Raw genomic sequence first — 14,782 nt, 5'->3', positions numbered from 1 at the left:
GGAGAGGTGTATGGCCTATTACCTAGCGATTGATATCGGTGGGACCAATATTAAATATGGTCTGATTGATGAAGCAGAGAATTTGATTGAGTCGCATGAAATGCCGACAGAAGCTGAAAAAGGGGGACCTGGAATTCTAGGGAAAACCAAAGCTTTAGTAGAATCTTACCTCCAAGAAAATAATATTCTTGGAGTCTGTATTTCGTCAGCTGGTATGGTTGATCCAGATAAGGGAGAAATCTTTTATGCAGGGCCTCAGATTCCCAATTATGCGGGAACTCAGTTTAAAAAAGAAATTGAAGATGCCTATCATATTCCCTGCGAAATTGAAAATGACGTCAACTGTGCTGGTTTAGCAGAAGTCATGTCAGGGAATGGCCAGGGGGCTCAAGTTGCGGTCTGTTTAACAGTCGGCACTGGAATCGGTGGCTGTCTCCTAATCAATGGGGAGATTTTCCATGGCTTTAGCAATTCTGCCTGTGAAGTCGGTTACCTCCATCTTCAAGATGGCGCCTTCCAAGATTTGGCCTCAACAACAGCTTTAGTTGAATATGTTGCTAAGCAACATGGGGACCCTGTCGAACAATGGAGCGGTCGTCGTATTTTCAAGGAAGCGACCCAAGGAAATACCATCTGTATGGCGGGGATCGATCGCATGGTCGACTACCTAGGTAAGGGGCTTGCCAATATCTGTTATGTTGTCAATCCTCAAGTGGTCATTCTTGGTGGTGGGGTCATGGGACAGGAAGCTATATTGAAACCAAAAATTTCAGCCGCCCTCAAAGACTCCCTCGTTCCCAGCCTTGCAGACAAAACACAATTGGAGTTTGCGCATCATCAAAATACGGCGGGGATGATAGGAGCTTACTACCATTTCAAGCAACAGCAAGCTAGACGCAATTAAATCGAAAAGAGGCTGGGACAAAAGTCCCAGCCTTTGCATTGTCGAGCAAGACGCAGTGGTTGAATGGGCTCTACTACGCTACTTTCATCAGCTTTTATAGCCCTACTCAACTGTGCGGAGGTGGGACGACGAAATCGAATTCTAACGAATGACCGATTTCTGTCCCACTCTCTTTTTGTGGAAAAGAAAAACCAGGTGCCGAAGGCAAAAGCCCTTGGCGCCTGGTGATACATATGGAGACTACCGTCTACGTGAATCGTAGCCATTGAGTTTTTTGTTTTCCCAATAGCTATTGAAAATTCTCTCTTTGCGCTCCCGATCCATTTCAAGAAAGTGAGCGTAGATTAAATCAATCGTGGTTAAGAACGGAAGGGTCGCCGTAATACGGTCAATATAGGTGCTTCCAGGTAGGGGAGCAACTGGTAAAATTTCCGTAAAGTCATCTTTGATAGCGTCTGGTTGAGCAGTAAGAAGAACGGTTTTTGCCCCCATTTCTTGAGCATCCAAGAGGCTATGGATAATCGAGCGTGTGGTTCCCGACAGAGAGAAGGCAATGACCAGACAGGATTTATCCAAGATACTGGTCGTCCATGCAAAGCCGTCTTGATCGGTTAAGGCCTCACAAATAACGCCTAGTCGGAGGAAACGAAGTTTCATCTCAGAAGCCACCAATCCTGAGCTTCCTTTTCCAAAGAAGTAGACCCGATCTGCTTGAGTGATTAAGTTAGCGACTTCTTTGATTTGGTCATCTTTTGCTAGGTTTTCTGTAGCCTGAAGGACATGTTGGTAGCGACGCAAGACATCCTGGGTTAATTCGTCGTGCGGGGATTGTTGTTTTTGAGATTTGGTTTCTTCGTTAAAGTGATAGATAAATTCTCGATAGCCTGTGAAGCCACACTTTTGGGAAAAACGGGTCAAAGCAGCTTTTGATACATGCAACAGTTCCGTCACTCTAGACGAGGAAAGAGAGTGTTGCTGTGCTTCAGGAGATAAAAAATAGCGGGCGATGTCTAACTCTAGCTCCGTCATTTCTTCTTGATGGCTCTTAATAATGCTTCGGAGATCACGATCTTGTTTCACAGCGGTCCTCCTTTCAACTGAGGTTACACATGGAGAAAATCCTATAATATATTTCACAGTATAACATAAAAAACCGGGATATACAAGGAGTACGACCAGCGAACGACTGAAAGAAGGAACAGAATCAGCGTCTCTTTTGAATCACCTTTGTTAAAAAAATAACCTCTGGAGACAAAGGAAAGACGCTGAAAAAAGTTGTTAAAATATGTTATAATTTACACAAGAATTTGTTCCTTCTCGTAAAGGAAGAGGTAAGGAGGTGGAGTGATGGCCAACGCAACTCTAGAAATGATGCAAGAGATTGAAATGGCGGCAGAAGCCGTTGTCGCAAGTTACGAAGATCAGGTCCAAGATTTGCGCCAACAGTTAGGTGATCACCTACAGGAGGTAGCAGCATCCTATGACAAAGAGACCGCTAAGCTAGTAGCAGAGCGGGAAGAGTCCTCGAGAGCGACGATTGCTAGCTTGGAAGCAGACCTTGCAGTGACCAGCCAGCGCAATGACGAAAAGGTGCAGCAAGCCATGACAAATAAGCGAGCAGCTTTGGTAGACGAAATTGTAGAAAAGGTGGTAGCAACCTATGGCAATTAGCCCAATGCAACACCTTTCCCTAGTCTTGCCCACAAATCTAATGGACGAGCTTCTCTTGTCACTTCAGTCAGAGGAATCCGTCCAAATCTATGATTTGAGCGAGCAAGAGGACTGGCAAGTTGCTTTCCAGACGAGTGATGGGGCCAAAGGATCAGCTCAAAGACTGGATGAACTCAGACGTCGGGAAGAGCAGTTAGAAAAGGCTATTCAGGCCTTGGAGCCTTTTATTCCTCAAAAGAAGGGATTAGAAAAACTAAAAGAAGCTCCCTTATCTTTGTCTTTTCACGATTTAGAGTCCCATGGGGTCATTCGTGATGAGCAACGTCTCTTACAGTCGGTGCAAAAACAATTGGCTGTCTTAGCAAAGGCACGGGATCGCATCCAGCTAGCCCAAGAAGAGCTTGCCTCTTTAGAAAAATGGGTTGACTTGTCAATGACACCTGACCAGCTCAAGCGTTTCCGCTATGTTCGTGGCTTAATCGGCACCATTCCCAATAGTGAACAGGATCAGGCGCGTCAAGCCTTGCTAGCGCACCCAGATGTAGAGGTTGATGTAGTTTTCAGCTCGGAAACAGAGCATGGAGTCGTTGTCCTGTATAAGTCTGGTGACTTAGCGGATCTTCAAGATACGCTGACCAGTTCGCATTTCAAAGAGTTTGACTATCAGGGAGAGACCCTGCCGAAAGAACGTTTGGAGCAACTCAAGAGAGAGATCAAAGAACAAGGTGCTGTTGAAGCGGCTACTTTGGAAAGGCTCAGCCAAGCAAAGGAAGACCTCAATCAACTCAAGTACCAACTCGATTATGTCTTGAGTCTAGGAGCTCGGGAAGAGGCTAAAGGCTCTCTTGCCAGTACAACCCATCTAGTCGCATTAGAAGGATGGATTGAGACCTCTCAACTCGAAGCTTTAAAGGCCAAACTTCAAAAGGAATTTGGGGACCAAGTCGTCTTGCAGACGCGAGAGGTTACCCAAGAAGAATGGGATCAGGTGCCAATCAAACTGAAAAACAATGCCTTGGTGGAGCCCTTTGAGTTGGTGACCGAGATGTACGCCCTGCCCAAGTATTATGAGAAAGATCCGACGCCAATCGTCTCTCTCTTCTACTTTGTTTTCTTTGGCATGATGGTAGCAGATATCGGCTATGGCCTCTTGTTAACGCTGGCAACTGGCTTTGCTCTAAAAGCTTTCCAGCTACGGCCGAGCGCAGCAAAAAACCTTCGCTTTTTCTGCCTCTTAGGAATCTCAGTAGCCCTTTGGGGAGTCGTATATGGTTCCTTCTTTGGCTTTGAGATGCCCTTTGCTTTGATCAGCACGACCACCAATGCTATGACCATCTTGATCCTATCGGTTGTCTTTGGTTTCATCACCGTTTTGGTTGGTCTCTTCCTAGGAGGGATGAAAAATGTCCGCCTGAAAGACTACACCGAAGCCTACAATGCAGGCTTTGCCTGGGTCTTGATCTTATTAGGTTTGATGCTCTTAGCAGTCGGAAATATCCTACCAGGCTTATCCTACCTAGTTCCCATTGGCCAGTGGCTAGCTATTCTCAATGCGATTGGGATTCTGGTGGTGTCCATTGTCAGTGCCAAGAAATTATCAGGATTAGCAGCAGGTTTGTTTAACCTCTACAATGTTAGTGGCTATGTCGGAGACTTGGTCAGCTTCACTCGTTTGATGGCGCTCGGTTTATCTGGGGCTAGCATCGGGTCAGCCTTTAACTTGATTGTCAATCTCTTCCCGACTCTGGGACGGTTCACAGTCGGCCTTGTCCTCTTTGTCCTACTCCATGCTATCAACATGTTCCTGTCCTTCTTATCAGGCTACGTGCACGGGGCTCGTTTGATCTTTGTCGAGTTCTTTGGCAAGTTCTACGAGGGTGGTGGCAAACCCTTCCGACCTCTAAAACCGTCAGAACGCTATGTTAAAACAAAAAAATAATTCAGTAAATCAATCATAAAAAATTTTATAGGAGTATATTCATGGAATCTTTAGCTTCATATTTCTCAACCCATGGGGGTGCCTTCTTTGCAGCACTTGGTGTAGCCATTGCAGTGGCTCTTAGCGGAATGGGTTCAGCCCTCGGTGTTGGTAAGACTGGTCAAGCTGCTGCCGCACTCTTGAAAGAACAACCAGAAAAATTTGCCCAAGCTTTGATCTTGCAATTGTTGCCAGGTACACAAGGTCTGTATGGTTTCGTTATCGGGATCTTGATCTGGTTGCAAATCAAGCCAGATATGGCTCTTGAAACAGGAGTCGCTTACTTCTTCACAGCCCTTCCAGTAGCGATTGTTGGTTATTTCTCAGCGAAACACCAAGGGAATGTCGCAACTGCTGGGATGCAAATCTTGGCAAAACGCCCAGAAGACATGATGAAAGGGGTTATCCTTGCGGCCATGGTTGAAACCTATGCCATCTTGGCCTTCGTTGTGTCCTTCCTTTTGACTCTTCGCGTCGGCTAATCTAGACACACCTAAGTCAAAGAAGAGGAGGCTTCTCTTCGTCTTTTATCGGTGGTGAAGAACTCCAAAGGAGGAAATAGAAACAATGACGGATTATTCCCAATTAAAGGACTCCATCCTTGAACAGGCCCATGAAAAAGGCCGGAAATTAGTGGCGGAAGCGACGGCTAAGGTCCAAGCAGAAGCTCAGTTGCAGGAAACTCGTTTGGTAGAAGAAAAGTTACACCAACGGGCGGTTCAATTGCAGACGATTGAGCGCCGCTTGCAACGTGAAAGCCAACAAATCGAAAATCAAAAGCGTCAATCAACATTGGTCACCAAGCAACGGGTTTTAAAAGAGCTGTTTGCGGACGCCTACCAGAAAATGGCGACTTGGTCGCGTGAAGAAGAACTTGCATTTCTTCACCGCGTTCTTCCTCGTTATGCAGACCAAGCAATGGTCTTAACCCTAGGTGCTGTGACGGCAGAAAAACTAACGGATCAAGATTGTCAGGATTTGATAGAGGCCTATCCACAGCTTCAGTTAGCAAAAGAAACTCTTGCCCAAGAAGCAGGTTTTATCCTTTCCTTTGGCAAAGTGGATGCCAGCTATCTCTACCGTGATCTCGTCGATGCTGTACGGGAGGAGCAGAGCTTCCATATGGCAGCTAGCATTTTTAAAGAAGAGAAGAACTAGGAGGGCCTATGAGTGAACGGACGTATTCTCAAGTAAATACCGGGATTAGTGTACGTGAAGCTAGTTTTTTGAGCCCAGCTCAGTTTGATGCCCTTCTGACCAGCCCAGAGGCAGAAGCGCGTGCCAGTCTCTTGCAAGGGACGGCCTATGCCTTGGAGGCAGATCAACTGCGTCAAGTCCAAGTAGTCGAGCAAGCCTTGATGAAGCACCTTCTAGCAGAGTATGACTGGGCTTATCAAGTAGCTCCGAATCCAGCTGTGGTCGACCTCTTTGCCCTCAAGTACACCTATCACAATCTCAAGGTTTTCTTGAAAGAGCGAGCAACGGGGAGGGAGTTGAACTTCTTATTATTGGATGCAGGCCCCTATTCGTTAGCAGTTCTTGAACAAGTAGCCAAGACCTTTTCTTCAGAGAACTGTCCAGAGTTTATGGCTCAGGAAGTAGCAGCGACCTGGCAGGAATATGTCGACTATCAGGATATTCGAGTTCTGGAAATCGGCATGGATCTGGCTTACTTTGATCATCTCAAACGCTTGGTGGAAAACCTTGAGCATCCACTTTTAGAATCGCTGGTCACCTTGACCATTGATTGTTACAATGTCATCACAGTTGAGCGAGCCCTCAGCCTGAAAAAGCCAGGAAGCTTTATGAAGCAACTCTTGTCCGATGCTGGAACTCTCTCAGCAAGAGAAGTCATCCAATGTGTGAAGCAGGGCAACCTCATCAGTTGGTTTCAACAAGTCAATCCCTTGCCTTATGATGTGGAATTGACTCGGTACGAAGAGCAGATGCGAGCAGGGAGAGTGAGCGCTGAGACAGTGGAATACCTGGAGCATGTGATTAAGTACCGAATTTTGGAACAAGCTTCCTTTGAGACAGACGGCCCCTTGCCTTTAGCTCGCTATCTTTTCGGAAAAGAGCTAGAGGTGAAGAATTTACGTTTGGTCTTGACAGGTCTGGACAATCAGCTTCCAATTGACAAAATAAAAGAAAGGATGAGACCGATCTATGGCCAGTAAAACGCAAAAAATTGCCGTTGTGGGAAACCGAGATGCTATCCTTCCTTTTCAGATGATTGGCTTTCAGACCTTTCCCGTAGCAGAGGCTCAGGAAACCATTAATACCTTACGTCACTTGAGCCAAGAAGATTTTGGCATCATCTATCTGACGGAAGATATGGCTCAGGAAATCCCAGATACCATTGCCCACTACGATCGCCAAGTAACTCCAGCAGTCATCTTGATTCCTACTCATAAGGGATCGACTGGGCTAGGACGGAAACGCATTCGCGATAATGTCGAAAAAGCAGTGGGGCAGGATATTTTATGAGAATAAATGAATTTGGCCAAGCGATTGGAGATGAACTGCCAGATTTTACACCGGGGCGTCTACCAGCTATTGAGCGGATTGAGGGGCGCTATACCGTAATCGAGCGCCTGTCAAAGGAAAAACACGGAGCGGATCTTTATCAGGTCTACGGGCCAGCCTCCCCAGCAGATATGTGGACCTATCTATTCAATGGCCCTGCCCACAATGAAGCTGAGTGGGATCGTCTGTTGGATGATCTCATGACAGCCCAAGGTCGCTTTTACTATGCGATTGTAGACAAAGATTCCGGCAAGGCTTTAGGGACATTCTCTCTCATGCGGATGGATCAAGCCAACCGGGTGATCGAAGTTGGAGCGGTGACCTACTCACCATTGCTTAAGAAGACACGCATGGCAACCGAAGCTCAGTATCTCTTGGCGCGCTATGTGTTTGAGGATTTGGGCTACAGACGCTATGAGTGGAAATGTGATGCCTTAAACCAAGCTTCGCGTAAAGCAGCTGAGCGCTTGGGATTCACCTATGAAGGCTGTTTCCGTCAGGCTGTTGTTTATAAAGGTCGGACTCGAGACACAGACTGGTTGTCCATCATTGATCAAGAATGGCCAGCTATCAAAGAGCGCTTCGAAGCTTGGCTGGATCCAACTAATTTCGATGAAAATGGTCAACAAAAGCAATCTCTAGCCGATATGGTGCAAAAGTAATACAAAGAAACAAAGGATTCCCAGGAGGAATACATGACTCAAGGAAAAATTATTAAAGTTTCCGGTCCCTTGGTGGTCGCATCAGGGATGCAGGAGGCCAATATCCAAGATATTTGCCGGGTCGGCGATCTTGGATTGATTGGCGAAATTATTGAGATGCGTCGGGATGAGGCATCTATCCAAGTATATGAAGAAACGTCTGGAGTCGGACCAGGTGAACCAGTGCTCACAACTGGGGCTCCCCTCTCTGTTGAGTTAGGACCAGGTTTGATCTCGCAGATGTTTGACGGGATCCAACGCCCCTTGGAACGCTTCCAAGAAGTCACAGCCAGTGACTTCCTTATTCGTGGGGTTCAGGTTCCAAATCTAGACCGTAACACCAAATGGACCTTCAAACCAAGTGTGGCAGAAGGGACAGAGGTGGTCGCTGGAGACATTGTCGGCACTGTTCAAGAGACCAATATGGTGGAACACCGCATCATGGTGCCTTACGGAGTCAGTGGGCGTGTGACCAAGATTGCAGCAGGGTCTTACACAGTAGAAGAAGCAGTTTATGAGATCGAGCAGGCTGATGGTAGCCTCTTTACCGGAACCTTGATGCAAAAATGGCCGGTTCGTCGAGGCCGTCCCTTTGCACAAAAACTGATCCCAGTAGAGCCTTTGGTCACAGGCCAACGGGTCATTGATACCTTCTTCCCAGTGACAAAAGGTGGTGCTGCAGCTGTTCCTGGTCCTTTCGGAGCTGGAAAAACCGTCGTGCAACACCAGGTGGCCAAGTTTGCCAATGTGGACATCGTGATTTACGTTGGTTGTGGGGAACGTGGAAATGAAATGACAGACGTTCTGAATGAATTTCCAGAATTGATCGATCCAACAACCGGCCAATCCATCATGCAACGGACGGTTTTGATTGCCAATACCTCTAACATGCCAGTTGCGGCGCGGGAAGCTTCCATCTACACAGGGATTACCATTGCCGAATACTTCCGTGATATGGGCTATTCCGTTGCCATCATGGCGGACTCTACTTCTCGTTGGGCAGAAGCTCTCCGTGAAATGTCTGGTCGTCTAGAAGAAATGCCAGGGGATGAAGGCTACCCAGCCTACCTTGGTAGTCGGATTGCTGAGTATTACGAGCGTGCAGGTCGGGTTAAGACACTTGGAAGCACTGCGCGTGAAGGCTCTATTACTGCCATCGGTGCCGTTTCCCCTCCGGGAGGAGATATCTCAGAGCCCGTAACGCAAAACACCTTGCGGATTGTTAAGGTCTTCTGGGGACTGGATGCTCAGTTGGCGCAACGTCGCCACTTCCCAGCCATCAACTGGTTGAGTTCTTATTCCCTTTACCAAGATGAGGTGGGCCAATACATCGATCAACACGAGCAGATTAGCTGGGCAGAAAAAGTGACCCGCGCTATGAACCTGTTGCAAAAAGAGAGTGAATTGCAAGAGATTGTGCGCCTGGTTGGTCTAGATTCCTTGTCTGAAAAAGACCGCTTGACCATGAATGCGGCCAAGATGATCCGCGAAGACTACCTGCAACAAAATGCCTTTGATGAGGTCGATACCTATACCTCCTTCAGTAAGCAGGTTGCCTTGTTGACCAACATTTTGACCTTTGATCAAGAAAGTCAAAAAGCATTGGAATTAGGGGCTTACTTCACAGAAATCATGGAAGGAACGGTAGACCTTCGGGACCGCATTGCCCGTAGCAAGTTTATCCATGAGGATCAGTTGGCCACCATTCAAGCCCTGAAAGAAGAAATCGTAGAAACCCTACACCAAATCGTAGCCCAAGGAGGAGTAGACAATGAGCGTGATTAAAGAATACCGTACTGTCAGCGAAGTTGTTGGCCCCTTGATGATTGTCGATCAGGTCCAAGGGGTTCGCTACAATGAACTCGTAGAAATCAAGCTCCATGATGGAACAACCCGTCAGGGACAAGTCCTCGAAGTCCAAGAAGACAAGGCCATGGTCCAGCTCTTTGAAGGATCTAGCGGGATCAACTTGGAAAAAGCCAAAGTCCGCTTTACCGGACGTCCCTTAGAACTTCCAGTGTCCGAAGACATGGTGGGCCGCATCTTTAACGGGATGGGCAAACCCATCGATGGTGGTCCGGAGATTATCCCAGAGAAGTACTTGGACATTGATGGACAAGCCATCAACCCAGTATCTCGGGACTATCCAGATGAATTTATCCAGACAGGAATCTCGGCCATTGACCACTTGAATACCCTGGTTCGGGGCCAAAAACTCCCAGTCTTCTCCGGTTCTGGTCTTCCTCACAAGGAGTTGGCAGCTCAGATTGCCCGTCAAGCGACGGTACTGAATTCCGAAGAAAACTTTGCCGTGGTCTTTGCGGCCATGGGGATTACTTTTGAAGAAGCAGAGTTCTTTATGAATGACCTTCGGGAAACAGGAGCCATTGACCGCTCTGTTCTCTTTATCAACCTAGCCAATGACCCAGCTATCGAGCGGATAGCCACTCCTCGGATTGCCTTGACAGCGGCAGAATATTTGGCCTATGAAAAAGACATGCATGTCTTGGTCATCATGACCGACATGACCAACTACTGTGAAGCCCTTCGGGAAGTATCCGCTGCTCGCCGGGAGGTTCCAGGACGTCGGGGTTATCCAGGTTACCTCTATACCAACCTATCCACCCTCTACGAACGTGCCGGACGCTTGGTTGGAAAGAAAGGATCTGTGACCCAGATTCCGATCCTCTCCATGCCGGAAGATGACATCACCCACCCTATTCCTGACTTGACAGGCTACATCACCGAAGGTCAGATTATTCTGTCCCGTGATCTCTACAACAGTGGCTACCGTCCACCGATCAATGTCCTTCCATCTCTATCTCGTTTGAAAGACAAGGGATCTGGTGAAGGGAAGACTCGGAAAGATCATGCGGCGACCATGAACCAGCTCTTTGCGGCCTATGCCCAAGGGAAACAAGCAAAAGAGTTAGCCGTGGTGCTTGGGGAGTCTGCCTTGTCAGATACAGACAAGCTCTATGTCAAATTTACTGATCGCTTTGAGAAGGAATACATCAATCAAGGCTTTACTACCAATCGGAGCATTCAAGAAAGTCTAGATCTGGGCTGGGAATTGCTGGCTATCTTGCCAAGGACAGAGCTCAAGCGGATCAAGGATGATATGATCGACGAATACCTCCCAAAAACTTCCAAGGAAGCACAAGCCTAGGAGTAGAAAGGAGGAAGTCAAATGGCACGATTAAATGTCAAACCCACCCGGATGGAGTTAAACACCCTCAAAGAGCGCCTGAAGACAGCAACTAGAGGGCATAAACTTCTCAAGGACAAACGAGACGAGCTCATGCGACGCTTCATCGAATCGGTCCGTGAAAATGACCGCCTCCGCCAGAAGGTTGAGGCAGCTCTCGTCGGAAATATGCAAGAATTTGTCCTCGCCAAATGTCTGGAAAATGACCTCATGGTCCAGGAAATCTTTGCGGTGCCGACGCGTGAGGTCAGCCTGCATATCGAGACGGAGAATATCATGAGTGTGCGCGTGCCCAAGATGCATGCCCATATCGATAATCCTTATGGAGACGATGAGGGAGACGTGGTCTACAGCTACGTGGCTTCCAATAGTCAGATGGATAGCACCATTCAAGAAATGGAAGAACTCCTCCCAGACCTGCTTCGTCTAGCTGAGATTGAAAAAACTTGCCAGCTCATGGCCGATGAGATCGAAAAAACGCGCCGTCGGGTAAATGGACTGGAGTATGCGACCATTCCAGACCTCAAGGAGACCATCTATTATATCGAAATGAAACTCGAAGAAGCCGAACGCGCCAATCTGGTCAGAATGATGAAGGTCAAATAAGATATAAAGCCCACAAAATGCAAGATGAAATTAGGAAATCCAACGACGGAGTGATTGCTCCTAGTTGGATTTATCTTTTTCCAAAGAGTTGTAGGCGTGTTCTATTAACAAGATACAAAGCCGTTAAAAATAGCACCCGAGTGATGTCTACAGGAAACGAACTTAGGGTGTTTTTAGCTTCTATTTTCGCTGAAAAATTCTCTAAAATCTCTTTGTTCAGGGCGTTTGAAGGCTTCTGATACAACAAATTTATTTGATTATCCAAATAGTACTAACTGTCACTAAATGTTAAGAGAATGTAACAAGGAAGGGTTAATGTTACAAATTAGGGTCAGTTAGATTAAAAGAAAAGAAGGGTCATTCCTCGGGCAAAAAATGTGGTAGAATATTAAATGTATCTGTCTGGAGATAAATCTCCGATAATAAGAAAACGAGGAAATAACGTATGAAGAAAGTAAACAAAAAAGCTCTAATTGCTTCGACTGTTGCTATGGCGGTCTTGCCATTTACAACTGGTAAAGCAGAATCAAATGGAGACTGGGTTGCCCGTTCTGTAGATGAAATTCGTGCAGATATTTCAACTTCAGAAAACAAACAAACCTACACTATCAAGTATGGGGATACCCTAAGCACGATTGCGGAAGCTTTGAATGTTGACGTAACTGTTTTGGCAAACTTGAACCAAATCAGCAACATTGATTTGATTTTCCCAGGAACTGTCTTGACAACAACTGTCAATGATCAAAACCAAGTGACAGGTGTAGAAATCCAAACTCCTACAGCAGGTAATGCTGATGCAACTGTGACAACTTCTGCTGATTTGACCAACAACCAAATTAAAGTAGACAACCAAACTGTTGCAGTGGGTGATTTGACAAAACCAGTAGCAGATGAAAGCAACCAAGCTGTAGAACTCCCTCAAGCACCTGCAGTTGTAGCAGCAGTGGCAGACCAAGTATCAGAAAGCTTGCCAACTCCAGAAGCGCCAGCTGAAACACCTGCACCAGCAGCTCCAGTAGCAGATGAAGCACCAGCACCAGTTGTTGAAGAGGCACCTGCGCAACCTGCTGCAGCGCCAGCTGAAGTAGCGGCTCCTGTAGCAGCACCAGTTGTTGAGGAAGCACCAGCAGCTCCAGTAGCTGAACCAGCTCCAGTCGTTGAAGTTCCAGCAGAACCAGAAGTTACTGCGGTTGCTTCAACACCACAATATGGTGCACCAGCACCAGTTGTTGACACGACAGCTTCAACTCCTTCAACTGCGACACCTACTTCAAATGAAGGTCTTCAACCTCAAGCGATTCGCTTCAAAGAACAAGTAATAAATGAACTTGGCTTGACTGATATCGGTGGCTACCGTCCTGGTGACCCAGAAGATCACGGTAAAGGTCTTGCAATCGACGTCATGGTTCCAGAAAGCTCAGCAATCGGTGACCAAGTTGCTCAATATGCAATCAATCATATTGAAGAAAATGGAATTTCCTACATCATTTGGAAACAACGTTTCTATGCTCCATTCGACAACATTTATGGACCAGCAAATACTTGGAATGAAATGCCAGACCGTGGAAGTGTAACAGAAAATCACTACGACCACGTACACGTGTCATTCAACCCATAATCAAGTCATAGCAAAGAGGTTGGGACAAAAGTCCCAGCCTCTTAATTGTCTTTGGATTGTCGAGCAAGACGCAGTGGTTGAGTGGGCTCTACTACGCTGATTTCATCAGCTTTTATAGCCCTACTCAACTGTGCGGAGGTGGGACGACGAAATCGAATTCTAACGAATGACCGATTTCTGTCCCACTCTCTTTTTTTGTATAAAAAATAAACCCCATTTGATCAATGGGGTTTATTGGATTAAAGGATAACATCAGATTTCTCTACTTGATAGAGAGCAATACTCATGAATAAAACAACAACCAGAAGAAGTAAAACTCCGGGTGTCCAAGAATGGAAGATTTGTTGGCTTGACCCAAATAAGATAGGTCCAAGTGCAGCAAAGATATATCCTCCTGTTTGAGCTAGCCCAGAGAGTTGAGCCGTTTTCTCAGGAGAGCTAGACTTCATGGAGAAGGTGACCATGAGGTAAGGGAATAAGATACTCGTAAAACTTCCAATCAAGATATTCAGAATCAACCAGTAAATGAAGTTGTTTGTCTTTATTAACAGCATGGCAATTCCAGTAAAACCAGCTAAAACAGTCGTTATCAGCATGATACGTCGATTTCGTTCAGTAAGGCTGGTGGTAAGACTTGGAATGGTCATAGAGAAAGGAAGACTCATCAGGGTGAATACAGATGCTAAAATTCCGGCATTGGCTTGACTGATACCAGCTTGGGTTGCCATAGTAGGAAGCCAGGTCATCGTGGTATAGAATAAGAGAGACTGGAGACCACAGAAAAGCATGATGGCCCAAACTTTGCCATTCTTATACCAGCTAGTCTTATTTTCATGAGAAGAAGAGCTTTTTTTCAAATAATGATTGTGGCGAGCATTAGGGAGCCAGATCACAAGAGCGACCGCACAGACAACTGTCAGCACCCAGACCAAGCCTTGCCAAGAGGTAGCTTGAGTAATAGGAACAGCGACAGAAGAAGCGACTGCAGTAGACAAGCCCATTGCAGTGATATAGAGGGTAGTCAAGAAGCCAAGACGTTTTGGTTCATTGGCTTGGATCAAGCTTGGTAGAAGGACATTGATAAAGGCAATGGCAGCACCGATCAAAAGAGTTCCCACATAGAGGAGAGGGAGATTGATGGTACGTAGGGCCGATCCAATCGTCATCAGGATCAAAACTCCAAGAAAGAGTCGCTCAATTCCAAAGCATCTCGCCCAGCTGGTAGCAAAAGGAGAGAAAATAGCGAAGGTTAGGAGGGGCAGACTTGTCAAGAGGCCGAGAGAACTCACCTCGACACCAAAGCTAGTAGCAATATCTGATAAGACAGTGGAGAGGGTCGTAAATGGGGCCCGCAAGACCACTCCTAGTAAAAGGACCCCTGGAATGAGAAAACGTGAATGGTTTTGTTTCATAATGTACCTCCTTGTTCAAAAATGAACAGCATCCGTATCATTATAGCACAAGAACTTGGAGGAGGCAAAAGGAATTATCGGGGGATAAAGCCCGTAAAATAGCTATTTCGCCTACAAATATAGGAAACAATAGAAAGATAGAGCTGAAAAAATTTTTT

14 protein-coding genes are annotated in these 14,782 nt (G+C 46.5%); 12 read left to right on the top strand and 2 right to left on the bottom strand.

Features of this window, described 5'->3' with window-relative positions; translation table 11 throughout:
* Nucleotides 1-10 precede the first annotated feature (10 nt).
* Entirely contained in the window at nucleotides 11-904 is an 894-nt protein-coding gene (locus EAI95_RS09175) for an ROK family protein (RefSeq protein WP_129822771.1), read from the top strand.
* Between the two features lie 240 nt (nucleotides 905-1,144).
* Here the strand turns inward: EAI95_RS09175 and EAI95_RS09165 are convergent, their stop codons facing one another.
* Nucleotides 1,145-1,984, bottom strand: coding sequence for a MurR/RpiR family transcriptional regulator (locus EAI95_RS09165; protein ID WP_120701396.1), 840 nt, complete (start codon nucleotides 1,982-1,984; stop codon nucleotides 1,145-1,147).
* 267 nt (nucleotides 1,985-2,251) lie between these two features.
* Between EAI95_RS09165 and EAI95_RS09160 the strand changes: the two genes are divergently transcribed.
* The 11 genes from EAI95_RS09160 (at nucleotide 2,252) to EAI95_RS09110 (ending at nucleotide 13,212) form a co-directional block, all read left to right on the top strand.
* A complete protein-coding gene (locus tag EAI95_RS09160; RefSeq protein WP_117745130.1) occupies nucleotides 2,252-2,575 on the top strand; it encodes a hypothetical protein in 324 nt (107 codons plus the stop codon).
* A complete protein-coding gene (locus tag EAI95_RS09155; protein WP_129822770.1) occupies nucleotides 2,565-4,514 on the top strand; it encodes a V-type ATP synthase subunit I in 1,950 nt (649 codons plus the stop codon). Before EAI95_RS09160 ends, EAI95_RS09155 begins: the two co-directional genes overlap by 11 nt.
* 41 nt (nucleotides 4,515-4,555) lie before the next feature.
* Nucleotides 4,556-5,035, top strand: a complete 480-nt coding sequence (locus EAI95_RS09150) for a V-type ATP synthase subunit K (protein WP_023024938.1) — start codon at nucleotides 4,556-4,558, stop codon at nucleotides 5,033-5,035.
* 85 nt (nucleotides 5,036-5,120) lie between these two features.
* On the top strand, nucleotides 5,121-5,711 hold the full coding sequence (locus EAI95_RS09145; protein ID WP_129822769.1) for a hypothetical protein: 591 nt from the start codon (nucleotides 5,121-5,123) through the stop codon (nucleotides 5,709-5,711).
* An 8-nt stretch (nucleotides 5,712-5,719) separates the two neighbouring features.
* On the top strand, nucleotides 5,720-6,730 hold the full coding sequence (locus tag EAI95_RS09140; protein WP_129822768.1) for a V-type ATPase subunit: 1,011 nt from the start codon (nucleotides 5,720-5,722) through the stop codon (nucleotides 6,728-6,730).
* Nucleotides 6,720-7,040, top strand: a complete 321-nt coding sequence (locus EAI95_RS09135) for a V-type ATP synthase subunit F (protein ID WP_120701392.1) — start codon at nucleotides 6,720-6,722, stop codon at nucleotides 7,038-7,040. The genes EAI95_RS09140 and EAI95_RS09135 overlap by 11 nt, the downstream gene beginning before the upstream one ends.
* Nucleotides 7,037-7,741: a GNAT family protein gene (locus EAI95_RS09130; RefSeq protein WP_129822767.1), complete on the top strand. Its 705-nt coding sequence runs from the start codon at nucleotides 7,037-7,039 to the stop codon at nucleotides 7,739-7,741. The genes EAI95_RS09135 and EAI95_RS09130 overlap by 4 nt, the downstream gene beginning before the upstream one ends.
* Nucleotides 7,742-7,774: 33 nt before the next feature.
* Nucleotides 7,775-9,565, top strand: a complete 1,791-nt coding sequence (locus EAI95_RS09125; protein WP_129822766.1) for a V-type ATP synthase subunit A — start codon at nucleotides 7,775-7,777, stop codon at nucleotides 9,563-9,565.
* Nucleotides 9,552-10,949: a V-type ATP synthase subunit B gene (locus tag EAI95_RS09120; RefSeq protein ID WP_023024949.1), complete on the top strand. Its 1,398-nt coding sequence runs from the start codon at nucleotides 9,552-9,554 to the stop codon at nucleotides 10,947-10,949. Before EAI95_RS09125 ends, EAI95_RS09120 begins: the two co-directional genes overlap by 14 nt.
* Nucleotides 10,950-10,970: 21 nt before the next feature.
* Nucleotides 10,971-11,594 carry a V-type ATP synthase subunit D gene (locus tag EAI95_RS09115; RefSeq protein ID WP_023027505.1) on the top strand — a complete coding sequence of 208 codons (624 nt, stop codon included), beginning with the start codon at nucleotides 10,971-10,973 and terminating at the stop codon, nucleotides 11,592-11,594.
* Between the two features lie 445 nt (nucleotides 11,595-12,039).
* Nucleotides 12,040-13,212 (top strand): LysM domain-containing protein, encoded by a 1,173-nt coding sequence (locus tag EAI95_RS09110; protein WP_129822765.1) that lies wholly within the window; start codon nucleotides 12,040-12,042, stop codon nucleotides 13,210-13,212.
* A 239-nt stretch (nucleotides 13,213-13,451) separates the two neighbouring features.
* On the opposite strand, the gene EAI95_RS09100 is transcribed toward EAI95_RS09110, so the two are convergent.
* The gene (locus tag EAI95_RS09100; protein WP_129822764.1) at nucleotides 13,452-14,624 is read right to left on the bottom strand and encodes an MFS transporter; all 1,173 of its coding nucleotides are present in this window, start codon (nucleotides 14,622-14,624) and stop codon (nucleotides 13,452-13,454) included.
* Between the last annotated feature and the right edge of the window lie 158 nt (nucleotides 14,625-14,782).

Origin of the sequence: Streptococcus sp. bf_0095 (assembly GCF_004166885.1) — a bacterium.
Taxonomy (GTDB): Bacteria; Bacillota; Bacilli; order Lactobacillales; family Streptococcaceae; genus Streptococcus.
This window is presented reverse-complemented; position numbering and strand designations above follow the sequence as displayed.